Annotated in this window: 25 protein-coding genes and 1 pseudogene; 17 read left to right on the forward strand and 9 right to left on the reverse strand. The window is 39.4% G+C overall.

The window, feature by feature from the left end; all coding sequences use genetic code 11:
• The first annotated feature begins 54 nt into the window (after positions 1 to 54).
• Together K5Q22_RS04575 and K5Q22_RS04580 are read left to right on the forward strand one after the other, a co-directional pair.
• A complete protein-coding gene (locus tag K5Q22_RS04575) occupies positions 55 to 318 on the forward strand; it encodes a hypothetical protein (RefSeq protein ID WP_044683460.1) in 264 nt (87 codons plus the stop codon).
• A 4-nt stretch (positions 319 to 322) separates the two neighbouring features.
• The gene (locus tag K5Q22_RS04580) at positions 323 to 646 is read left to right on the forward strand and encodes a hypothetical protein (protein ID WP_044683461.1); all 324 of its coding nucleotides are present in this window, start codon (positions 323 to 325) and stop codon (positions 644 to 646) included.
• A gap of 195 nt (positions 647 to 841) precedes the next feature.
• Here the strand turns inward: K5Q22_RS04580 and K5Q22_RS04585 are convergent, their stop codons facing one another.
• Entirely contained in the window at positions 842 to 1,951 is a 1,110-nt protein-coding gene (locus K5Q22_RS04585) for an FAD-binding oxidoreductase (RefSeq protein WP_029172156.1), read from the reverse strand.
• 84 nt (positions 1,952 to 2,035) lie between these two features.
• Here K5Q22_RS04585 and K5Q22_RS04590 point away from each other — a divergent pair, with 84 nt between their 5' ends.
• From K5Q22_RS04590 to K5Q22_RS04615, 6 genes are all read left to right on the forward strand, one after another.
• Positions 2,036 to 2,653 carry a GDSL-type esterase/lipase family protein gene (locus K5Q22_RS04590; protein ID WP_205013652.1) on the forward strand — a complete coding sequence of 206 codons (618 nt, stop codon included), beginning with the start codon at positions 2,036 to 2,038 and terminating at the stop codon, positions 2,651 to 2,653.
• A 42-nt stretch (positions 2,654 to 2,695) separates the two neighbouring features.
• Complete coding sequence (gene lepB / locus K5Q22_RS04595) at positions 2,696 to 3,238, forward strand: signal peptidase I (RefSeq protein ID WP_205013651.1); 543 nt, start codon at positions 2,696 to 2,698, stop codon at positions 3,236 to 3,238.
• Between the two features lie 346 nt (positions 3,239 to 3,584).
• Positions 3,585 to 5,396 (forward strand): glutamine--fructose-6-phosphate transaminase (isomerizing), encoded by a 1,812-nt coding sequence (gene glmS, locus K5Q22_RS04600; RefSeq protein WP_105105926.1) that lies wholly within the window; start codon positions 3,585 to 3,587, stop codon positions 5,394 to 5,396.
• 153 nt (positions 5,397 to 5,549) lie between these two features.
• Positions 5,550 to 6,191: an amino acid ABC transporter permease gene (locus tag K5Q22_RS04605; protein ID WP_002940990.1), complete on the forward strand. Its 642-nt coding sequence runs from the start codon at positions 5,550 to 5,552 to the stop codon at positions 6,189 to 6,191.
• 9 nt (positions 6,192 to 6,200) lie between these two features.
• Positions 6,201 to 6,833, forward strand: a complete 633-nt coding sequence (locus K5Q22_RS04610; RefSeq protein WP_009909533.1) for an amino acid ABC transporter ATP-binding protein — start codon at positions 6,201 to 6,203, stop codon at positions 6,831 to 6,833.
• 26 nt (positions 6,834 to 6,859) lie between these two features.
• Positions 6,860 to 7,690 carry an amino acid ABC transporter substrate-binding protein gene (locus K5Q22_RS04615; protein ID WP_205013720.1) on the forward strand — a complete coding sequence of 277 codons (831 nt, stop codon included), beginning with the start codon at positions 6,860 to 6,862 and terminating at the stop codon, positions 7,688 to 7,690.
• 180 nt (positions 7,691 to 7,870) lie between these two features.
• Here the strand turns inward: K5Q22_RS04615 and K5Q22_RS04620 are convergent, their stop codons facing one another.
• Genes K5Q22_RS04620 through K5Q22_RS04630 form a run of 3 tightly spaced genes read right to left on the reverse strand, consistent with a single transcriptional unit; the run spans position 7,871 to position 10,335 of the window.
• A complete protein-coding gene (locus tag K5Q22_RS04620) occupies positions 7,871 to 9,064 on the reverse strand; it encodes a cation diffusion facilitator family transporter (protein WP_024406935.1) in 1,194 nt (397 codons plus the stop codon).
• Positions 9,065 to 9,120: 56 nt separating this feature from the next.
• On the reverse strand, positions 9,121 to 9,573 hold the full coding sequence (locus K5Q22_RS04625) for a threonine/serine exporter family protein (RefSeq protein ID WP_024400719.1): 453 nt from the start codon (positions 9,571 to 9,573) through the stop codon (positions 9,121 to 9,123).
• Between the two features lie 3 nt (positions 9,574 to 9,576).
• Positions 9,577 to 10,335, reverse strand: coding sequence for a threonine/serine exporter family protein (locus tag K5Q22_RS04630; RefSeq protein ID WP_105179505.1), 759 nt, complete (start codon positions 10,333 to 10,335; stop codon positions 9,577 to 9,579).
• 161 nt (positions 10,336 to 10,496) lie between these two features.
• Here K5Q22_RS04630 and K5Q22_RS04635 point away from each other — a divergent pair, with 161 nt between their 5' ends.
• Both K5Q22_RS04635 and K5Q22_RS04640 read left to right on the forward strand, forming a co-directional pair.
• On the forward strand, positions 10,497 to 10,922 hold the full coding sequence (locus tag K5Q22_RS04635) for a MarR family winged helix-turn-helix transcriptional regulator (protein WP_024406937.1): 426 nt from the start codon (positions 10,497 to 10,499) through the stop codon (positions 10,920 to 10,922).
• Between the two features lie 19 nt (positions 10,923 to 10,941).
• Positions 10,942 to 11,301 (forward strand): DUF1304 domain-containing protein, encoded by a 360-nt coding sequence (locus K5Q22_RS04640; RefSeq protein WP_044680741.1) that lies wholly within the window; start codon positions 10,942 to 10,944, stop codon positions 11,299 to 11,301.
• 72 nt (positions 11,302 to 11,373) lie between these two features.
• On the opposite strand, the gene K5Q22_RS04645 is transcribed toward K5Q22_RS04640, so the two are convergent.
• The 5 genes from K5Q22_RS04645 to K5Q22_RS04665 all read right to left on the reverse strand — a co-directional run bounded on the left by K5Q22_RS04645 (position 11,374) and on the right by K5Q22_RS04665 (position 15,678).
• The gene (locus K5Q22_RS04645; RefSeq protein ID WP_205013650.1) at positions 11,374 to 12,486 is read right to left on the reverse strand and encodes a DUF4097 family beta strand repeat-containing protein; all 1,113 of its coding nucleotides are present in this window, start codon (positions 12,484 to 12,486) and stop codon (positions 11,374 to 11,376) included.
• Positions 12,483 to 12,800: a PadR family transcriptional regulator gene (locus tag K5Q22_RS04650; protein WP_002940906.1), complete on the reverse strand. Its 318-nt coding sequence runs from the start codon at positions 12,798 to 12,800 to the stop codon at positions 12,483 to 12,485. The genes K5Q22_RS04645 and K5Q22_RS04650 overlap by 4 nt, the downstream gene beginning before the upstream one ends.
• A 308-nt stretch (positions 12,801 to 13,108) precedes the next feature.
• Entirely contained in the window at positions 13,109 to 13,507 is a 399-nt protein-coding gene (locus tag K5Q22_RS04655; RefSeq protein ID WP_012028234.1) for a DUF5684 domain-containing protein, read from the reverse strand.
• Positions 13,508 to 13,632: 125 nt separating this feature from the next.
• Positions 13,633 to 14,853 carry a peptidase T gene (gene pepT, locus K5Q22_RS04660; RefSeq protein ID WP_105134505.1) on the reverse strand — a complete coding sequence of 407 codons (1,221 nt, stop codon included), beginning with the start codon at positions 14,851 to 14,853 and terminating at the stop codon, positions 13,633 to 13,635.
• A gap of 9 nt (positions 14,854 to 14,862) precedes the next feature.
• Entirely contained in the window at positions 14,863 to 15,678 is an 816-nt protein-coding gene (locus tag K5Q22_RS04665; RefSeq protein ID WP_205013649.1) for a Cof-type HAD-IIB family hydrolase, read from the reverse strand.
• Between the two features lie 404 nt (positions 15,679 to 16,082).
• Here K5Q22_RS04665 and K5Q22_RS04670 point away from each other — a divergent pair, with 404 nt between their 5' ends.
• The 7 genes and pseudogenes from K5Q22_RS04670 to truB all read left to right on the forward strand — a co-directional run bounded on the left by K5Q22_RS04670 (position 16,083) and on the right by truB (position 22,814).
• Positions 16,083 to 16,553, forward strand: a complete 471-nt coding sequence (locus tag K5Q22_RS04670; RefSeq protein ID WP_205013648.1) for an ATPase — start codon at positions 16,083 to 16,085, stop codon at positions 16,551 to 16,553.
• A gap of 17 nt (positions 16,554 to 16,570) precedes the next feature.
• Positions 16,571 to 16,828, forward strand: a complete 258-nt coding sequence (locus K5Q22_RS04675) for a hypothetical protein (RefSeq protein WP_002940881.1) — start codon at positions 16,571 to 16,573, stop codon at positions 16,826 to 16,828.
• Between the two features lie 6 nt (positions 16,829 to 16,834).
• The gene (locus tag K5Q22_RS04680; RefSeq protein ID WP_205013647.1) at positions 16,835 to 18,094 is read left to right on the forward strand and encodes a DUF2130 domain-containing protein; all 1,260 of its coding nucleotides are present in this window, start codon (positions 16,835 to 16,837) and stop codon (positions 18,092 to 18,094) included.
• A gap of 22 nt (positions 18,095 to 18,116) precedes the next feature.
• Positions 18,117 to 20,852: an AAA domain-containing protein gene (locus K5Q22_RS04685; RefSeq protein WP_239514845.1), complete on the forward strand. Its 2,736-nt coding sequence runs from the start codon at positions 18,117 to 18,119 to the stop codon at positions 20,850 to 20,852.
• 10 nt (positions 20,853 to 20,862) lie between these two features.
• Positions 20,863 to 21,186: pseudogene (locus K5Q22_RS04690) on the forward strand (PAS domain-containing protein); the annotation flags it as partial.
• Between the two features lie 124 nt (positions 21,187 to 21,310).
• Complete coding sequence (locus tag K5Q22_RS04695; protein WP_205013645.1) at positions 21,311 to 21,706, forward strand: hypothetical protein; 396 nt, start codon at positions 21,311 to 21,313, stop codon at positions 21,704 to 21,706.
• A 229-nt stretch (positions 21,707 to 21,935) separates the two neighbouring features.
• Positions 21,936 to 22,814, forward strand: a complete 879-nt coding sequence (gene truB / locus K5Q22_RS04700; protein ID WP_205013644.1) for a tRNA pseudouridine(55) synthase TruB — start codon at positions 21,936 to 21,938, stop codon at positions 22,812 to 22,814.
• The last annotated feature ends 16 nt before the right edge of the window (positions 22,815 to 22,830 follow it).

Consider the following 22,830-nt stretch of genomic DNA (forward strand, 5'->3'; position numbering starts at 1 on the left):
CTTTTTAATTGATGCTTTCAGCAACTATTGTAGAAAGCAACGACGTCAGAAATAGTGGAAGACTGGACTCAGGTTCAGTCTTTTCATATTCAACCAATCTCGAGGATAGGAGAATTTGTAGTTTATAATGCTAAATCATATAATAGATTAAAATCAGAAAAAGTTGACGGTGAGTTTAGGGGTGTTGTTTATAATAATAGTGTAGTGGCTGGTATACTAGATAGAAGTATTCTGGTTATTACAAAAGAAAAAAATTGTGATGCGCACCACAAAGGTAATAATTCTATCAAATCTTATGTTATATTTGAAGAGAGGTAATAATATGAATAAACTCGGTAAAGCAGTTTTGGGTCTAGCCCTTGCTGGAGGCTTAGCTTTTCCTATGGCTTCTGCTTCGGCGCAAGCAATCTGTTCGTATGATGATGTTTTACTTCATCAGAATCTGACTGAAGTTCAGCGGAAAGTACTATTAGATGAAAAAGACGTCTGTCTTGCTTCGCAAAAAGCGGAGGCTGCAAGTCTCATCAATAAGAGTGATTTGTCTCCACGTCAGAAAGCCAAGTACTTATCACTGGTCGAATTTGGCAGTAGCACAGAAGTTTTAGCTCTCATAAATCACTTTTCTGAGCTCCCTAGTCAGTTCTGATATGATGTATCTAATATAGAGATAGTATTTGAATTGATATAGTCGCATGTTAAATTGTTTGAAACTAGGACAGTAGCGTTCTAGATAGAAATAAGCAACGAGGTTCCCCCGTTGCTTATTGTATTTATTGATTGGATAACAACTAGTCTTAGTATCTACATTTAAAGGGTTAGTAGAATCTAAACTTATTGTATCTTATTTTTTGAGAATATATCTATTTGGAGAATATGGTGTACGGTCAAAGTTTGTTTCTTGATTGAGAATTTCTTTAGCAATTTGCCAACCGATAATTGGGCCATTTGTCAGGCCGGTAGAGCCTAGACCACTAGCTACCCAGACATTAGGCATATCCTCAATATTTCCGTAGAATGGTGAATAAGTTGAAGTATAGGCGCGCGTTCCAATGCGAGTTCTGGCTACAGGATAGTTTGCCAAATCAGGCATGAATTCAGCTATTTTATCATGCATGGCTTGGATTTTTTCAGGGTCTAGTTCTAAATCGTACCCCATATCATCTTCATGAGTTGCACCAATAATGATTTTTCCATTTTCAAATGGTAGGATGTCAATCTCTCCGTAAGGCATACAAACTGGCCAATTATCAGTATCGAATTCTGTATCTAATTCTAACAATTGTCCTTTTTGTGGTCGAACATCCACTTGATAACCAAGAGGTTCAAGAATATGTGGCAACCAGGCCCCTGTGGCTAAGATAATATGGTCAGCAGTAAGCACTTGATTATCTACTTCGACAGTATGGTTGTCGAGCAGTTTTGCTTGTCCGTAGATACGTGTACCACCATTTTTCAAAAATTGTTCCTGAAGAATATCAATCAAACGCCCACCATCAATACGACCGCCACCTTCTAAATGGATACCAAAATAGTCTGGTTTAAGTAGTGGCAGGTACTGGTTAATTTCCGAGCCTACAAGCGGAGTAATTTCGCCAATAGTCGGAGTATCTACGCGACGTTCCTCGGCAATTTTTTGGATTTTATCAAGTAGTTCAGGCTTACTTTTTAGGCCGATGGTTCCAGTCTGTTTGAATGGAATTTCAGTAGCACCCGATTTTTCCAAATCGGCTACCAATTGACGGTAGAAAACAGCACCATCGGAAGTCAGCTTGTACCAGTCTTTATTTTTTTTCTGAGCCATCCATGGGCAGATGATACCTGCGGCAGCTCGTGTGGCTGTTCCAATACCTGAATCAATGAGAGTAAGATTGACTTGTTCTTCTTGGGAGAGATAAAAGGCTGCAGTAGAGCCAACAATTCCTCCGCCTATAATAATAACTTGTTTTTTCATAAGTTAATTATATCACAAATTCAGAAGTTTATTTATTTTTTTCAACATGATACAATAGAAAATAAGAAAAATTGAGGAGTTCGTGTGTCAGATATAATGTATCCTGAGGTCCTAACCGCTGGAAGTGGGGCCGTAAAAGTTGCAACAGTCGGAGATAGTTTGACTTATGGATATGGCTTGGAGAATCGTGAAAAAGATGCCTATCCTTGTATTCTAGCTGAGAAACTTGGGCATCACTATCAAGTTTCAAATTACGGATTGAGTGGGCGTTCACTTCAGTCAACTGCAGATTTTCCTTACTTTAAAGAGAAGAATGCCAAACTTTCACTTGAGAGTGAAGCAGATATTGTCATTATCATGATTGGTAGTAACGATAGCCGAGGACCATATTGGAATAGGGAGAGATTTATTCGAGAGTATAGGGAAATGGCAGAGCAGTATATGGTTTTAGCAAGCCAGCCGGATGTTTATTTAGTCATCCCGCCTTACGTACCAACCAGTCGTTTTGGATTGAATAATCAAATTATTGAAGATGAATTACAAAAGATTATCCCAGCTATCGGAAATGAACTTGGTTTACCAGTTATTAACCTTTACACTGTGACGGAGGGACATCTTGAATACTATAGCGACGGTCTTCATTTGACACCGCTAGGAAATCAAGTTATTGCTGAAGAGATTTACCAGCATCTCAGACACTAATAGCTCTAAATTGTGGTATAATACTAGTGAAATGGAGAGATTATGGTAAAAAGAGATTTAATAAAACAAATCAGTTTATTGGTCTTATTGATTTTTGGAATCATTGGCCTACGATTTTGGTTACTTGAGCCAGTCACGATTACCCCTGAGATGGCAAATAGTTATTTGAAGGAAAACGACTTTATCATGGCGGTGCGAAATGTCCGCCCGATTCATGGAGATTTTATTTTGTATAACCATGAGGGAAAAGAGTATGTGAGTCGTGTGATTGCATTGGAAAACGAGACGGTTACCTATATGGACGATGTTCTCTATCGTAATGATATTATTGTTACAGAGAACTATTTAAAAACGCCTCATTCACAAGAAAGTTATACAGATGACTTTACATTGGAAACCTTGACAAATGGAAAGTACAATGTCATTCCAGAGGGGCACTATTTGGTGTTGAATGATGTACGAACGAATCAACAGGATAGTCGTAGTTTTGGTTTGATTTCTAGTGAGGATATTGTTGGTAGACTGACTTTTCGGATTAGTCCACTTTCAGAATTTGGTTTTATTAAGACAGGGCTGGTTCAGTAGAATCAGCTTTTTTTTATTGTGTTGATACTCTTCGAAAATCAAAATTATCCGTTGTCAACTTGCCTTGATGAGTAAAAAGCTCCTGTGGAGCTTTTTAGCCTGTTGCCTTGAAATTAGAAAGCAACAGAGTTCTATCTTCGGCTTCGTTTCCTAGCCTACTTTTGATTTTCATTGAGTATGAGATGACTGGATCTGTATTTTGAAATTAGACTAGACCAATTAAAATGTTGACAAGGATGAAATCTTGTTATATACTGATTTCACTGGTCTTTTTAGATATAAATTAGACTAGACCAATTTTTAAAGAAATGAAAGCCGATGTTAACAAACATCGTAGGTGATATGTATGTGTGGAATCGTTGGTGTTGTAGGAAATACAAACGCAACTGATATTTTGATTCAAGGACTTGAAAAATTAGAATACCGTGGTTATGATTCAGCAGGTATTTTTGTGACGGGTGGTGAGCAAGCTCATCTTGTGAAAGCTGTTGGTCGCATTGCAGAATTGTCTGCAAAAGTTGGCGATAAGACCGAAGGGACAACAGGGATCGGTCATACTCGTTGGGCGACTCATGGTAAGCCAACTGAGAACAACGCTCACCCTCACACTTCTCAAACTGCTGGACATATCCTTGTTCACAACGGTGTGATTGAAAACTATGCAGAAATCAAGGAAGAGTATCTTGCAGGTCATGACTTGAAAGGTCAGACAGATACAGAAATTGCTGTGCATTTGATTGGTCAATTTGCAGAAGAAGGTTTGTCAACTCTAGAAGCCTTCAAAAAAGCATTGAAGATTATTCAAGGTTCATATGCCTTTGCCTTGATTGATGCTAGGGATGCAGATACTATCTACGTTGCCAAAAATAAATCTCCACTTTTGATTGGTTTGGGCGATGGCTATAACATGGTCTGCTCAGATGCCATGGCTATGATTCGTGAGACAAGTGAATACATGGAAATTCACGATAAGGAATTGGTTATCGTGAAAAAAGATAGTGTTGAAGTCATGGACTATGATGGCAATGCGATTGAACGTGGTAGCTATACAGCTGAGCTTGATCTATCAGATATTGGTAAGGGAACTTATCCATACTACATGCTCAAGGAAATTGATGAGCAACCAACTGTTATGCGTAAATTGATTAGCGCCTATACAAATGAAGCTGGTCAGGTAACAGTTGATGCGGATATTATTAAGGCAGTACAAGAAGCTGACCGTATCTATATCTTGGCTGCTGGAACTTCCTATCACGCAGGATTTGCCGCAAAAGACTTCTTGGAAAAATTGACAGATACACCAGTGGAGTTGGGAATTTCATCTGAGTGGGGCTACAATATGCCGCTTTTGAGCAAAAAGCCACTCTTTGTCATGATTAGCCAGTCAGGTGAAACTGCTGATAGCCGTCAGGTATTGGTTAAAGCTAATGAAATGGGCATTCCAAGTTTGACAGTAACCAACGTTCCAGGTTCTACCCTATCACGTGAGGCAACTTACACCATGTTGCTCCATGCAGGACCAGAAATTGCGGTAGCTTCTACAAAAGCCTACACTGCACAGATTGCGACTTTGGCAATCTTGGCTAAGGCTGTCGGTGATGCAAATGGCAATGCCTACGCGAAAGAATTTGACTTGGTGCATGAATTGTCCATCGTAGCTCAATCTATCGAGGCCAGCTTGTCAGAAAAAGATGTGATTGCTGAAAAAGTTGAAAAACTCTTATCAACCACTCGCAACGCATTCTATATCGGTCGTGGTAGTGACTACTACGTTTCGATGGAAGCCAGCTTGAAATTGAAAGAAATTTCATACATCCAATGTGAAGGCTTTGCGGCAGGTGAATTGAAACACGGTACCATTTCATTGATTGAAGACGGTGTTCCTGTCTTGGCTTTGATTTCAAATCATCCACACCTTGCAAGCCATACTCGAGGCAATATTCAGGAAGTAGTGGCGCGTGGTGCCAATGTCTTGACAATTGTAGATGAAGCAGTAGCTAAGGAAGAAGATGACATTACTGTTACAACAGTTCATCCATTCTTGTCAGCGATTGCTATGGTCGTTCCGACACAGTTGATTGCTTACTATGCGACGTTGCAACGCGGTTTGGATGTTGATAAACCACGTAACTTGGCTAAGTCTGTTACTGTTGAATAAGAAGAAGGAAGGCATGGATTTCCAGCCTTCTTTTTGCACTGTTGAAAAAATATACAAAATTTTGTTAAATTTATTAAAAATTCTGAAAAATTCTTTGAAATTAAGGATATTTTTTGATATACTAGAACCTAATAATTCTTTTAGGAGAGCTCTATGGATTATGTTTTGGAAGTTCTGCCCAGTCTACTAAATGGTGCAGCAGTCTCCTTGCAAGTATTTTTTCTAGTATTGATATTATCCTTGCCATTAGGAGCTGTTTTCGCTTTTTTAATGCAGATTAAATTTAAACCCTTACAATGGTTATTGCATTTCTATGTATTAATTATGCGAGGAACCCCCTTGCTTTTACAATTAATTTTTGTTTATTACGTTTTACCAAGTGTGGGTATTACATTTGACCGAATGCCTGCAGTGATTCTGGCCTTTACGCTCAACTATGCGGCCTATTTCTCTGAAATTTTCCGTGGTGGTATTGAAGCTATTCCAAAAGGTCAGTATGAAGCGGCTAAGGTATTGAAATTTACCCCTGTTCAGACCATTCGCTACATTGTCTTACCACAGGTCGTGAAAATTGTCCTGCCAAGTGTTTTCAATGAAGTCATGACTTTGGTAAAGGATACTTCTTTGGTCTATGCACTTGGGGTTAGCGATTTGTTGTTGGCTAGTCGTACTGCTGCCAATCGTGATGCCAGCTTGGCGCCTATGTTTATCGCAGGTGCAATCTACCTATTGATGATCGGTGCGGTAACACTGATTTCGAAACAAGTAGAAAAGAAATTTGATTATTATAGATAGGAGGAAGTCATGTTAGAGTTACGCAATTTGTCAAAACGCTTTGAAGATAAACAGATTTTCTCCAACTATGATTTGGTCATTCCAGAAGGGAAAATTGTTGCCATCGTTGGTCAATCTGGCGGTGGTAAGACAACTCTTTTACGGATGTTGGCTGGTTTAGAGACTATTGATTCAGGAACTTTGATGTATAATGGTCAAGAACTGCCATTAGAGGAGTTGGGAAAACGACATTTGCTGGGCTTTGTCTTCCAGGACTTCCAGCTTTTCCCGCACCTATCCGTATTGGAAAACTTGGTTCTCTCTCCTATGAAAACGCAAAATATGTCGCGTTCAGAGGCGGAAGACAAGGCCCTTAAACTCTTGGATACTCTTGGACTTGCTAACCACGCAACTGCCTACCCATTTTCATTATCGGGCGGACAGAAACAACGTGTGGCTTTGGCGCGTGCGATGATGATTGATCCTGAGATTATCGGCTATGATGAACCAACTTCGGCCCTAGACCCTGAATTAAGAAAAGAAGTTGAGAAACTGATTCTTGAAAATAGGGCTACTGGAATCACGCAAATTGTGGTCACCCATGATATGCAGTTTGCTGAGAATATCGCAGATGAAATCATCAAAATTGAACCGAAACACTAAGAAAAGGAACAAATATGATGATGAATATTAAAAAAATGATGCTTGGAGCTCTTGCTATTGTAACTTCTTTAACTCTTGCTGCTTGTGGCTCCAATGATTCGGCTACTAAGTCTGATAATTGGACAGCCTACGAGTCTGAAAAATCCGTTACGATTGGCTTTGATAAGACCTTTGTTCCAATGGGATTTGAACAGACAGATGGTTCTTACACAGGTTTCGATATTGACTTGGCTAATGCAGTCTTTGAAAAATATGGAATTACTGTAAAATGGCAACCAATTGACTGGGACTTGAAAGAAACCGAATTGAATAACGGGAATATTGATTTAATTTGGAATGGTTATTCTATTACAGATGAGCGTAAGGAAAAAGTTCTCTTCACAAATCCCTACATGGATAACCAACAAGTTCTTGTAACCCAAAAATCTTCCAATATTAGCCAAGTATCTGATATGAAGTATAAGATTTTGGGTGCGCAAGCAGGTTCATCTGGTTACTCAGTATTTGAATCACAACCAGCTATTTTGAAAGATATTGTTCAAAATAACGATGCAAGTCAGTATGCGACCTTCAATGAAGCCTTGATTGACTTGAAAAACGATCGCATTGATGGCCTCTTGATTGACCGTGTGTATGCAAATTATTACTTGCAACAAGAGGGAATTATTGCAGATTACAACATCATTGATGCAGGTTTTGAAAATGAAGCCTTCGCAGTCGGTGCTCGTAAATCAGATACTACACTCGTAGAAAACATTAATAAGGCATTTGCTGAATTATATAAAGAAGGTAAATTTCAAGAAATCTCCCAAAAATGGTTTGGTGAGGATGTTGCAACCGATGTAGTAAAAAACTAATAATATAAAGAAAAAGAGCCATGCGCTCTTTTTTTAATACTCTTCGAAAATCAAAATTATCCGTTGTCACCTTGCCTTGATGAACTCCAGTTCTATCTTCGGCTTCGTTTCCTAGGCTACTTTTGATTTTCATTGAGTATAAAACCAAAATTTAAGGTAAAGGAAAAGCCAGTCATTCGACTAGGCTTGTTTTTTTGAAATCTGGTGGAAAATAACAGTCCAATTTTCATGACGGCGCCAAAGTGACGTATGAACATAATCACCAATTTCAAACGTAACTAATTTTGATTTTTGGCTTATGGAGGTCATTTGGTAATTGGATAAATACGTCGTTTGGATGGGGTGGCCGGCAAGCATCTGAGTTTTATTTCGATAGCGGCCTTTGGCATCAATTAAGAGATACTGGTCGTCAATCAATTCTTCATACCCATTCGCATGAGCTTGTATCTCTGTTTCAAAACGGAAGAGTTTATCGTACACATGCTCATACATCTCATCGTGTGGAATTTCAGATGGTTCTACGTGAATATCCACATCAAAAACTCCATGTTTGAGTGTTAGGAGTTGCTCAACCTGCTCAGTCACTTCATGGCTTTCATAAACGGATAAGTCTGGGTTCATTTCTAAAACAACATCAAGATAGATATTGGCTCCATAAGTCCGACCACGTTGTGATTTGACAGAAACGATTTTTGGGAGTTTGAGAATATCTTCCTCGTACTTTTTCAATAAGTTTTCATCAAATCCATCAGATAGGGTAAAGAAGCTTTCCATAAAAATATCGTAGGCTGTTTTTAGGATAAAGAAGGTAATGATGATGGCTGCAATTTTATCGACAATAGGGAAGTTGAAAGCCGCAGCAAAGATTGCGATAGAAGTTCCTATGGAAGTGACTGCATCGGATAGATTGTCCTTGGCAGCTGCTTCTAAGGCCTTGGAACGTACTTTTTTTGCCAAGCGGTTATTATATAAATAAACAGCTAACATAACTAGTGCAGAAAAGATTCCGACAATGGCCCCCATAATGTCTACTTCGATAGAAGAATTGCTGATTAGTTTTTGGAGGGTATCATAGAGTACTTGGAAACCAACGACAAACATGATGAAGGATGTAATCAAGCTTGCTAAATCTTCCATTTTCCAGTGTCCAAATTTATGATCGGTATCAGCTGGTTTCTGTGCCATTTTTAGTCCAATAAGTACAGCGATATTACCGATAATATCAGAAATATTATTGAAGGCATCTGCTCGTAAGGCATCTGAATGAAAGAGCTGTCCTGCAACGAGTTTGATACCTGATAAGATAATATAGGCACCGATAGATAGCAAGGCACCACGTTCAGCAAGTTTTAAATTGGTTACGTTTTGGTTCATAGCATCTCCTTTGATAAGTTTTCATTTTAACAAAAAGGCCCCTTATTTTCAAGGGGTTAGGCTGTTTTTTTGCCTGTTCGAAGAACCTTATAAAGGCGTAATAATATTGTTCCGCTGGCCATACCGATGGGAATGACTAAGGCTAAAGTTAAGACGGTAGTGATATTGGTTAGGGCTTGAGCGTGGTCACCAGAAACGAAATAAGTCGTGGTCATGTAGGCTCGATAGCCTGGAACAAGCGGTGCTAGGATAGCAAGTGAGAAAATAACAGATGGTGTTTTAAGCAAAATACTCATGATTTGACTAATGCAAGATCCGATAATTGCTGCTAGGAAGGTTGCAATCAGTACATTAGTTGGTCCTAATAATGAAAGATAGATGAGCCAGACTAGCATGCCTAGGAGTCCACCAGGGACCAGCATTTTTCTTTGAACATTGAGAACAATTAAGAAGGCTGCGATAGCGATATAAGAGGCGAGTGCCTGTAATAAGAAGTTAACTGGTGTCATAGATTACCTCACAAGCATAAAGGCCACAGTTGTACCTGCACCGAGCGATAAGATAATAAGCGCTGTTTGGAAAAATTTAGTCATCCCTGTATTGATATGATTGGTCATAAGGTCTCTTACAGCATTTGTAAAAGCAATCCCTGGTACAAAAGGCATGACTGCCCCTGCGTTAATTAAGTTGGGATTAATAGGGAGAGTAGTGGTTGCGCTTAATAAGTAAGAGGTAAGTGAGAAGATAAAGGCGCCAACGAAGGTGGTAACAAAATCAATTCCAACGTAGCGTTCGACAATCAGTGAGATAGGGAAAGCCAAAGCCGTTGCGAGGACAGCACCTGCTGCATCTAAAAGAGAACCTCCGAACATAATGGTAAAAAATGGTGCGGCTACTACGGCAGCTAAGGTTATTTGGATATTGTTATAAGGTGGCTTTTGTTGTTTGATTGCATTTAATTGGCTCCAAGCGTCTTCTAGGCTGATTTCTTCATTGGCTAGGGAACGGGAGATTTGGTTGACGTCACAAACTTTCTGCATGTCGTAATTTGAATTTACGATGCGTTTCATACGCGAAATATTCGTATGGTCGATGGAGAAAAAGATAGCAGCAGGGATGGCAAGGACATTGGCCCGTTCAATTCCTTGTGAATGTGCAATCCGAATCATGGTATCTTCAACTCGGTGAATTTCTGCACCGCTTTGTGCCAAAATGGCACCAGCGAGCATGAGCACATCTATGACCAAGTTTAGTCTAGGAGTGTTTTCCATAAGTAAGTCCCATCCCTCTGCTAGTTATTTTCTTAATTATAACAAAATATAGGTGTAGGCAACATATTTTTTTAATAGATAGGCAAAATAGTTGAAAATTGTTCGGATTGTAGTATAATTGACTTATCAATGATTGATTAATCAATCAAAAGAGGTAGATAATGCAAGAAATGGAAGATTTGTTATACAGACTGAAAGTGGCAGATGAGACGATTTCCAATCTTTTTGAAAAGCAGTTGGGAATCAGTTTGACACGCTATTCAATATTGCAAGCATTATTAAAAGATGCACCCCTGCATCAGTTGGCTTTGCAGGAGAGGCTTCAGATAGACCGCGCAGCGGTTACACGTCATCTCAAATTGTTGGAAGAGAGCGGCTATATCATTCGCAAGCGAAATCCTGACAATCAGAGAGAAGTACTTGTCTGGCCAACTGAGCAGGCTAGGGAAGCGCTAGTCACGAGTCCTTCTGCTCACCACCTAGCTATTAAAGCTTCGATGAATCAGATTCTAACTGTTGAGGAGAGCGAGCAATTCCTAGCCACTCTTGATAAACTGTTGATTGGCTTGCAAAATCTACCTATATAATATTTTGAGAGGAGACATTATGTCTATTTTTACCACTATTCTAGCTAGTATCGTAGCTATTGAGCACCTATATATCATGTACTTGGAAACCTTTGCGACCCACTCAGACTCTACTAGTCGTGTCTTTAATATGACAAAGGATGAATTGCAACGGAAGTCTGTGACGACACTTTTCAAAAACCAAGGTATTTACAATGGTTTGTTGGCTGTCTTTCTCTTGTATGGAATTTTCACAGGAAACCTTGAAGTGACAACTATTTTTGTCTTGTTCGTTATTGGAGCAGCAGGTTATGGAGCTGTGACTTCAAGTCCAAAAATCATCTTGACCCAAGGTGGACCAGCCATCTTGGCACTGATTTCCATTTTGTTGTTTAAATAAGTTAAAAAGCCTTCCGTCAGGAGGGCTTTTTAGGTTTGTATTTATGTTTAAAATATCTGAGTTTCTTTTATTTTATCCCACATTTAGTTGGCAGTCTTGACAATGAATAACTAGCTGAGCAGGGCTAATTTCTTGCTTGTAGCTGAGATGAGTGATGTCACCCTCTTTCATCATTGTAAACGCCTTATCCTTTGGAAGTTTAAGGCTAGAATCTTCCTCCCAGATGTCCAAACTGATGTCTGTACTTGGTTGATAGGTTAGGACAGAATCTTCAGCCTGGCAGTTAAGGCTCTTTTCAAGGACAAAATCCTTCAACTTCCAGACACATTCTTCTAATGTTATCCTTGCATGTGAAAGGCTCATGCTTGAGAGAGTGATAACAGCATCGCTGGCTTCCAATTTTAACTCGCTCAGCTGTCCATCTGAGATAGTTAGTGTAGAGTCTTCTAACCGTAGAGCAGAGCTTGGACAGTTCGGTTTCGTCATGCTGATGCTGCTATCTTCAGCATTGATGACTAGCTGTTCGCTCGCATGCACAGCCGCCATCGTCAGACTGCTATCTGTCGTTCTCAGATTGAGACTAGTAAGGGGCAGGAGTCTTTTAGGGATTTTGAGAATAGCAGAGCTGGTTTGATTGTTTGAGAAGTAGAGGTGGTCTGGGAGTGGCTTGCTAGATAGGTACAAACTATCTTGGACTAGTTGATAGTCAAAAGCCTGGTAGCTGCCATCTTCTGAAACAGGATTGTGCAATAAGACAACTTCTCCGTCGTAACTTTGAACACTAAGAGCCTGGTCTTCGAGAATAATCTGTAGATTTGAAAAATCAGGTAATTCTTCAATCTTCGCCGTCAATTCAATTCTTTCCCTAGCTTGATAGGCTGAATGTTTGAAATTGTTGAAAAAATTCTCCCAGTCAAATTGAAAATCAAAATCAAAGTTGAAATCAAATGGTTTAGATGAATGTGGACTTGCTTGGTCTTTCTCGGTGATTAGGGCATCTTCAGGTAGATTGGCAATAATTTCTTTTGCTGCTTCATCAGGTGTTCCTAGCTCTATAATAGCTTCCTCGTCGTTATCCTTTTCGTCAAAATATTCATTGAAGTAGTCTAAAGCCTCCTGTCTGGCACTTGGATGAAGTTGAAATAATGCTTGTTCCAGTTGGTTCAAATAATCTGCGCGTGTCATTTTCGTAAGCTCCCTTCTATAATTCCGTCAATATGGTCTTTGTAGCTATTCCATTCACCCTGCAGGAAGGGGATGTGCTCACGTCCAGCAGGAGTGATGGTATAGTATTTCCGCTTTCTCCCTTGAAATTCTTGGGTATAGGTGGTGACATAGCCAGCCTTCTCCAATTTTTTCAAAATAGGGTAGAGTGTGGATTCCTTTATATCAGCAACTATCTTGATGGTCTGACTGATTTCATAGCCATAGGAATCTTGCTTTTCTACAATGGCTAAGACCAGAAATTCAATCAAGATAGAGGATACGGGGTAGTACATAAACTCACCTCTTTATCTTTATAGCCATCCAGTTTATCTTTTACTACTTTGTTAACTTGCTTTGCCGTACGCTAGTACAGCCTACAGAAATTGAAACGAACTTTGTTCGCTTTATTTCCAGCCTCCAACTATCTCCCAGATAGTTGGAGCGAGTATTAAAAGTAAACTGAAAGGCTATATATAATTATTTTATATATAAATTATATACCTATGTTTTGCTAAAATCAAGTGATTATATAAATTTTTTATATATTTTTTAAAAAAGTAAAAAGCCCCTTTTCTGAGCTGAATAGAGGCTTTGTTTTACATTAGTCAATAAAGAATTCTTGTGGACCTTGGTAACGACTTCCGTCATTAAAGGCGATGTAGAGGTTAAAGATAGGTGTAAGAAGAACATAGAAGATAGCTTGTACAGCTGATAAACCGAAGCTACGACCAAAATTGTAAACGAGATAGATGCCATATAATGGCCCTGCTAGTGGAATCAGTAAGAATAGAATGAACCATCTTTTTTCATAGCCAAAGGTGATGCATTGTTGGATATAGAGATTGTAGATTGGAATCAATGATTTCCAACCAGCGTAGCCTGCTTTTTTGAAGAGGATGTAGTTGGAAATAGCAACAAGAATATACCAAATAAATGAAAATAGTAGTGTTGTACCCCAAATGCCAATGAGAATTCCCTGTGCTAATGTTTCTTCTGTCATAATAAAACTCCATTTCTTTTTTATAGTTCTATTATATCAGTATTAGTTCAATAATACAAGATAAATGTGCATTTTTTTGAAAAATAATCTTTCAGTCGATTTTCCAAAGAAAACCGACTGAAAGATTATTTATAAGAGACGATTCCGAGAATGACATCGACAGCTTTTTCCATGGTTTCGAGACTGACGAACTCGAAGCGACCGTGCATGTTTTCACCACCTGCGAAGATATTTGGCGTTGGAATGCCCATGAAGGAAATCTTAGAGCCGTCTGTTCCGCCGCGAACAGGCTCAATCAGTGGCTTGATGCCTAGATTTTCCATGACATCTTTAGCGATATTGATTGGGGTCATGTCTTTTTCGATGATTTTCTTCATGTTGTAGTACTGATCATGTAGGTTGACAATGACACGTGGAGTGTCAAAATTGGCATTCATCTTTTCAGCGATGTCCAGCATGAGCTGTTTACGGGCAAGGAAATCCTCTTCCTCGAAGTCACGGATGATGTAGGTGGTAGAAGCAGTATCGACACTACCTTCCATGTTCATCAAGTGGAAGAAACCTTCATACCCTTCAGTTTTTTCTGGGCGGTCTGCTTCAGGAAGGGCATTGTGGAAGTCAATAGCCAACTGGAAGGCATTAATCATCTGGTCTTTTGCTGAACCTGGGTGGACATTGCGTCCAAGGAAATCAATCTTGGCACCTGCTGCTGAGAAGGTCTCGTACTGGAGTTCGCCCAGCGGTCCACCGTCCATAGTGTAGGCAAAGTCCACATCGAAGTCTTCTACATCAAACTTGTCTGCACCAACACCGATTTCTTCGTCAGGACCAAAGCCCACACGGATTTCGCAGTGCTTGATGTCAGGGTTTTGAACAAGGAATTCAATGGCAGTCATGATTTCTGCAATGCCTGACTTGTCATCAGAACCTAGCAAGGTGGTACCGTCTGTGGTAATCAGGGTTTGACCCTGGTAGTTGGCAAGTTGTGGGAAGTCTTTTGGATGCAATTCGTAGCCAGAAGTTCCCAAGGCAATTGGGTTGCCGTCGTAGTTTTCGATGATCTGAGGATTCACACCTTCTGCGTTGAAATCCGCCGTATCCATGTGGGCGATGAAGCCAATCTTACGCGTCAAACTTGGGTCGTTGGCAGGCAGTGTTCCCACAGCAAAACCATTTGGCAGGTAGTGGACATTCTGTAAGCCGATGCGTTTCATTTCAGGCAGAAGGATATTCTGTGCAAACTCGACTTGGTTTTGGGTAGAAGGAGTGGTTGTCGAATTTTCATCTGAGCGAGTATTTTCTTTGACATAGACCAAGAAACGGTCTAAGAGTGTTGGGTATTTCATATTGTCTCCTTATTTTTTCAAAATATGTTTTTCAATAGCCTTGGCAACGCCGTTGTTTTCATTGGTGTCTGTGATGTCCTGGGCAATCGCCTTGACCTGCTCGTTAGCGTTGCCCATGGCAATACCAAGTCCAGCAAATTCAATCATTTCCAGGTCGTTGTTGGCATCTCCCATAGCCATGATTTCTTCAGGAAGGATACCGAGGCGGTCTGCCAGTTTTTTCAAACCAGTTGCCTTGCTTGCACCGTTTGGTAAAATTTCCAAGAGATAGTCCTGTGAACGAACGGTGGAATAGCCTTGGCTGAGTACAGGATTGTGTTGATTTTCAAAGGCATCAATATGCTCTTTTTCACCGACGAACATGGCTTCAAAGAAGCGATGCTGACCTGACTTGGCTTCTTTTAAATCAATTGGTTGAGGAGTCATTCCTACCAAACCTGCGTCTAAATTAACGCGTGCATTGGCTTTTTCTGCAAGAACGAAGTAGTCTTCCTCGTCAAAGAGAGAAATTTGCACATCATCATTTTCAATAAAAGTGGAAAGATAATCAATATCAGAGATAGATAGTTCTTCCCAGTCAATCAGGCTCCAATCCTTTGTCGAATGGGTTGAACAGCCGTTATTGACAATGATAAATTCTTCCTCGGTGTCAAAGCCGAGCTGCTCTACGAATGGCTTAACACCAGCCAAGGGCCGACCAGTACAGAGAACAATCTTGACGCCTGCTTCAACAGCCTGATGGATGGCATCAATCTGTGGCTGCATCAGTTCCTTTTTCTCATTTAAGAGGGTTCCGTCCATATCAAGAGCGATTAGTTTAACCATATAAACCTCCTTGTTTTCAATACATCTAGTATAGCATAAAATGAGAAAGGAATGATTGAAATACTAAACTCTATTCTATATGATAAAATAAATTAGGTAGCGGATAGTTGAAATGAAAGTATAAAAAATAGAAGTGTTGCAAAAATGACAATGTTCATTATGTGGCAGGAAAGTCTAACATTGCTAGGGGATACAAAACATGGAGTATGAGCCAGATAAACAAAGGTAAGTACTGTCTATGAAAGATGTTATAAAAAATAATTCAGATTTCAAGATACCGTTTTTCGATCCTCTGGAATGAATAGCACTCATGCTTGATTATGATTAAAGAATAGAGACAATGGAAATATCGGTTATGGACCAGTATTTTTTGGTATAATAGGGGAATAGAAGAGGAGTTATGTATGAAGATTAGTGTTCAGAAAGAGTCCGAGATGTATCTGTTAACTATTTCCTACCCTGTTCCAGCTAGTTTGGCAGAAGCTTGGGACTTGTTGGCGACAGATAGTGGTTTTGCCCGCTGGTTTCCACAGTTAAACATTGTAGGAAATACGCTGGTTTTTGAAATGGAAGGATTCCGTGAAGTTATGGATTTACTGGAATACCGAAAAAATGAGAAAATTGCCTACAGGTGGGATTCAGCAATAGTTTCATTTACACTGTCTCAGCTAGAAAATCAGACCTTGATTACTTTTGAAGAACGAATTCCAGAAGATTTTGGTAATGAATTTGCCAATGCTCAAAAAGACATGACAGGCTGGTTGGTGCAAAATGAATGTATCAAAAAAGTCTTAGAAGGTCAGGAGCCGCCTGTACGTCAACCCTTGCAGGAAAAGTGGAGGACTTTTCTGGAGCTTGAATTAGAAGGTCTGTGATTTGAAAGGAGGCTACTATGAAAAAGTGGTGGGAACAACTGAAAGAAGAATATTATGAAACACGGTTTGATTCTAATGAAGATTGGATGGAATGGTTTATCAAACGGAAGATGACCTGGGGATGGAGATGGCCGACTGCCATAACGATTTTTGTCCTTTGGGCTCTATCGCTTCCAGATGCTAGAAATGCGGTTCGTTTCTTTTATTTTTTATTGGCGCTGGGAGTAGCTACGGTTTTACATAAATTAATATCTTATTTGAAAAGAAGAAAGTGAGAGCATATGCATCAAATTACTTGCCCCCATTGTGGGACGGCCTTTCAGGTCAATGAAACAGAATATAGTCAGCTTTTAGCCCAGGTGCGTGGTGCGGAGTTTGACAAGGAAATCCATGAACGATTGGAGCGGGAACGAGAATTATTAAGCCAGAAGGCTGAAAATGATTTGCAGGCTAGATTGAGTGATAAGGATAAGGAGATTCTGGAACTGACCGCAAAACTTGATAAATTTGCTAGTCAGACGGAACTGGAAATCAGCTCTGCTATTTCCCAAAAAGACCAAGAAATCCAAGAGCTTAAGGCTCAGTTGGGGCAAATCGGTCTTGCCAAGGACTTGGAGTTGCAGCAGGCGGTAGCTCAGGTGGAAAAAGAGCGGGATGCGGCACAAAATGCTTTGGTTTTGCAGGAACAAAAGCAAGAGTTAGCCCTGGCGACCACTCGTCAGGAGTACGAGGTGCGGCTCAAGGCGGCGGATGAGCAGGTGGAATTTTACAAAAATTTCAAGGCCCAGCAGTCTACTAAGGCGATCGGTGAGAGCTTGGAGCAGTTTGCTGAGGCGGAGTTTAACAAGGTTCGTTCCTATGCTTTTCCACGTGCCAAATTTGCGAAGGACAACGAAGTATCAGCGTCCGGTTCAAAAGGAGATTTCATCTTCCGTGATTTTGACGAGTCGGGCTTGGAATTTATTTCCATCATGTTCGAAATGAAAAACGAGGCAGATACGACCAAGACCAAGCATAAAAACGCTGATTTCTTTAAGGAGTTGGATAAGGACCGTCGGGAGAAAAAATGCGAATATGCTGTATTAGTCAGCATGCTAGAGGCGGACAATGACTATTACAATACAGGGATTGTGGATGTTAGTCATGAATATGAGAAGATGTATGTTATTCGACCACAGTTCTTTATCCAATTAATTGGAATTTTACGAAATGCTGCGCTTAATAGTCTGCAATACCAGCAGGAGTTAGCCTTGGTTAAGGAGCAGAATATCGATATTACTCATTTTGAAGAAGATTTGGAAATTTTCAAGAATGCTTTTGCAAAAAACTATCAATCGGCCAGCAACAATTTCCAAAAGGCTATTGATGAAATCGACAAGGCAATCAAGCGAATGGAAGCTGTCAAGGCAGCCCTGACCACTAGCGAAAACCAGCTTCGCCTAGCCAATAATAAACTAGACGATGTCTCCGTCAAAAAACTAACCCGCAATAATCCAACTATGAAAGCCAAGTTTGAGGCGTTGAGGGGGGAGGAAGATTAAGATTGAAAGTGAGAGTGGAGATATGGTGAAAGATAGAAAAATAATTTTGATTGATGGAGAGGACAAGTCAGAAAATATCGAATCGCTTCAATCGATTCGTTACAAAGGGAGGCTCTACTTTGAAATTTATTTTAAAAATAATGTCCAACCTTATCGCTACAATATGCAGAGAGTTGAGGTGCTGAAGTTTTCCAAACAGTTGAATCCTTCAGAGATAGGAGTTTATAGAAGGCAAGATGGGGTTTTATTAAATAATATTGAGTCAATTGTTGAATTCAATGGAACGCACTCACGAGCTTATATCATCCGCTACAAAAATGGCACTGGAAAATTATATATGGGGAGAGACCTAGAAATACGGCAAAATGAATTGACACATTCAAATAATCGTCATGTTTTTAGTTATTTGACAGAACTATCTAAGCTGAATCCTCTGAGAAACTCTGGGACTGATCAATTGCTCTTGTTAAAAAGGTATGAGGAATTGGATTACGTAGACAAAACAGTTGCTTTAGCGAGCTATCTAAGTCCCAGTAAGAAGAATAACTTGCCGCTTCATGGGGAACTGATTTTCCCTTTTGGTTGCAATAATAGTCAATATAAAGCAACAAAAAATGCCCTAATAAATCAATTTAGTGTCATTCAAGGACCTCCTGGAACTGGTAAGACACAAACGATTCTGAATATTATAGCTAATATAGTGATACGGAATAAGACGGTTCTAATTGTTTCTAATAATAATGCAGCCATTGATAATATTTACGAAAAACTGAAGAACTATGGTCTTGACTTTCCCGTGGCTTACCTTGGAAGTGAAAAAAATAAAAATAATTTTATTCTCAATCAGTATAGTATGTACCCTGATTTTTCTTCTTGGAGATTAAAAGATAATGGTATGGAAAGTCTTGATAAGGAATTAAATGAAAAGATTCGTAGGCTTCCTCGTATTTTTGAAATTCAGGAAGAAGTGGCTAATCTGAGACAAGAACTCTCAGAACTAGAAACGGAATATCATCATTTCAAGGATTTTTTTGAGCACATAGATATATCGCCTATAGAATTAAACCTATATTCTGCTAAGAAGTTATTTAAGCTTTGGAATGAATTTGAGGAATTCTATAAAAAGAATAAAAGGTTAGGTTTAATTTTTAAGATAAAAAACTTTTTATTATATGGTGTTAAAAACTGGGAACTTTATAAACAAGAATTATCTGATTTGACAATACAATTTCAGAACCTATTTTACCAGCATAAACAAACAGAAATAAGGAATAAATTAGAAACTCTTCAAGAAGAATTGGTTCACTTAAATGGTACGGAAGTTTTAAACAATTTGACCAGTGATTCATTAAAGATTTTCAAAAATTTTCTAGTTAGTAAGTATGGGAATGGAAGAAATAGAGTACAGTTTACAAAGGAAGATTTAAGGGAACAATCGAAACGAGTTCTTCTAGAATATCCTATTGTTCTTAGTACAACATTTTCATCAACAACAAGTTTAGGAAAGAATATTACCTATGATTATTTAATCATAGATGAAGCCTCACAAGTGGATATTACAACTGGGGCACTAGCATTATCCTGTGCTAAAAATGTTGTAGTTGTTGGAGATAGTAAACAGCTACCGCATATTGTCACAAAAGATGTCAAAGAAAGTAGTGCTCAGCTTTTCCATAAATACGGTGTTCATAGTGGTTATGAATACACAAACAGTTTTCTTCAATCGGTACTAAAAGTGATTCCGAATATTCCAGAAACGCTATTACGAGAGCATTATAGATGTCATCCCAAAATTATCAATTTCTGCAATCAAAAGTTTTATAATGGTGACTTAGTGATTATGACAGGTGATAAAGGGGAAAAAGATGTTCTTCAGGCTATTAGAACACCTAAGGGAAATCACGCTCGTGATCACTATAGTCAGAGAGAGATTGATATAATTCTGAAAGATGTTATTCCAAATTATGAAATCTATCGGGAGCGGACAGGAGTTGTCACGCCTTATCGAAAGCAGAAAGAGAAGTTGCAAGAGCAAATTGATGATTTGGAAAGCGATACAGTCCATAAGTTTCAGGGAAAAGAAAAAGATACGATAATCATCTCCACGGTTGATAACAGCATAACACGTTTTACGGATGATCCGTACTTACTAAATGTGGCGATATCAAGAGCTAAAAATAAATTATTTCTTGTCATGACTGGGAATGAGCAATCATTAGATAAAAATATTAGTGATTTATTGGGATATATACAATATAATAATTTTGAAGTAAGAGAGAGCCCTGTATATTCCATCTTCGATTACTTATACAAACAGTATGAGCAAGAAAAGGAGGAATATTTTAGAAAACGAAAACGGATATCGCGATATGATTCTGAGAATTTAATGTATCATCGGATTAAGGAAGTATTTATGAGCGATGAAAAATATAATAGTCTAGATGTTATACATGACTATAAACTGCATAATCTTGTGAAGGATTTTACTCGACTAACAGAAGTGGAAGCGAAGTATGCAAGGCATGGAAATACGCACCTTGATTTTTTGATAATCAATAGACTTACCAAAGCACCTGTACTAGCTGTAGAAGTAGATGGATATGCATTCCACAAAGGTAATTCTAAGCAGTTTGAACGTGATATTATGAAGGATAACATTTTGAAAAAATGCAACATCCCCCTAATCAGGTTTAAAACAAATGAGAGTCAGGAAAAAGAAAAATTGATTGAAATATTGGATGGATTACTAGGAAGATAGCAATGAACATGATGGCATTTTCCAATATTATAATGACAGCCACCCTGTTGAAGACATGATTTTCAAACGTACTCCGAGCCAGATTGGACGTCATGTGGAGCTCTGCCATCCACCCAAAATCTTAGACAAGGTCAAGAAGATTTTTGAATTGCTCTGCACAGGGCGAAAAGACCAGGTGACCATGTGGTTCAAGTCTGAGAGTATGGGCAAGTTTGTCTATGTGGTCTATAAGGCCGTGCGTGATGACCAGGGAGAGTTTCAGGGCGTCTTGGAATACGTCCAAAATATCCAACCATTTTTTGAAATTGACAGCGATTTTCATCGGGAAATTTAATCCAACCAGACCGCCCACAAGTGCGGTCCTTTGTGTTATAATGAAAACATGATTTCAGGAATTATTAACGTCAAAAAAGAAGCGGGCATGACATCGCACGATTGAGTACATGTTGGAGGGAATGATGCTCAAAACCAAAACAATGATTGTCTTTGGTAGATTAGGAAAGCAAAGCCTATTTTATGATTCTGAAACCCAAAAAGTATATTTAAGTCAGCAAGAATACGCTCCGAGGAGAATATCAATATGGTTGGGAATCACTTTGGCTATGTTACTTTGTATTTTACTGAACAATATCGAAAAAATAAGATTTTTCGAAACCAACAATCAGAATATCTTGCTGTATAGTGTCTTAGTATTTGTTCTTCATTTTGTGATTGCTTTGTGGATAAAGGATGAGTACCTAGGTATCCCACTGGAAGAGTTTCAAGATTGGGAAAATGAGGAGTGGAAAAAGGCACTACAGAGAGAAACTAAGGCCGTCGTCAGTATTCCATTGGTCATAATTGTATCCGTTTGACTAGGGGGGGGCATATTCAATCCGTTTTCTACTGGATTTTTCAGCCGAAAATCTTCTGTTTTCCCTATTCTTCATTGGTATTGCGGATATTACCGTCTTTCACTCGAATTTTTTGCGACGTTTCCGTGCAAATCGTTTGTTAAGAGTGAGGCAGATGTAATTTGCTATACTTCATCAAGTTTCCAACCGGACCGCCCACAAGAGCGGTCCTTTGTGTTATAATGAAAACATGATTTCAGGAATTATTAATTTAAAAAAAGAGGCGGGGATGACCTCGCATGATGCAGTTTTTAAACTCCGAAAGATTCTGCAGGAGAAGAAGATTGGACACGGTGGGACGCTAGATCCAGATGTGACAGGGGTTCTGCCAATTGCAGTCGGCAAGGCTACTCGTATGATTGAGTATATGCAGGACGAGGGGAAAATCTACGAGGGGGAGATTACCATTGGCTACTCGACCACGACAGAAGATGCATCTGGCGACCTTGTTGAGCGGACACCGGTTTTGGACATAGCAGAGCAGGTAGTTGATGAGGCTATGGCTAGTTTTGTCGGTACTATTACCCAGATTCCGCCTATGTATTCCGCCGTTAAAGTAAATGGCCGCAAGCTATACGAATACGCACGGGCGGGTGAAGAAGTCGAACGTCCCCAACGCCAAATTGACATATATAGTTTTGAACGTACCAGCCCTATTGAATTGGCAGATGACTGTGCTCGGTTTACCTTCCGAGTTCGTTGTGGAAAGGGCACCTATGTCCGTACTCTTTCTGTTGACTTAGGGGCTAAGTTAGGCTACGCCAGTCACATGTCTAAGTTGGAACGAACTGGGTCAGCAGGAATGGACCTAGCGGACGCCTTGACTTTGGAAGAAATTTCTTCGCTGGTAGCTGAAAATGATTTTTCATTTCTCCAACCTATTGAACGTGGTATCGGGGATTTACCTGTTGTAGAATTGAAAGAAGAGCAGGTGCAAGATGCTACATTTGGTCGATTTGTAGAATTGGATGCAGAAGCAGAGCGCTTAGCAGGCTTTCATGATGGTCAGTTGATTGCTATTTTTGAAAAACGCGACCAGCTGTATAAACCGAGCAAGGTTTTGGTCTAAGAAATTTCTCAATAAC

It is taken from the genome of Streptococcus sp. 2018162, assembly GCF_019754175.1.
In the GTDB taxonomy this organism is placed as follows: Bacteria; Bacillota; Bacilli; order Lactobacillales; family Streptococcaceae; genus Streptococcus; species Streptococcus hashimotonensis.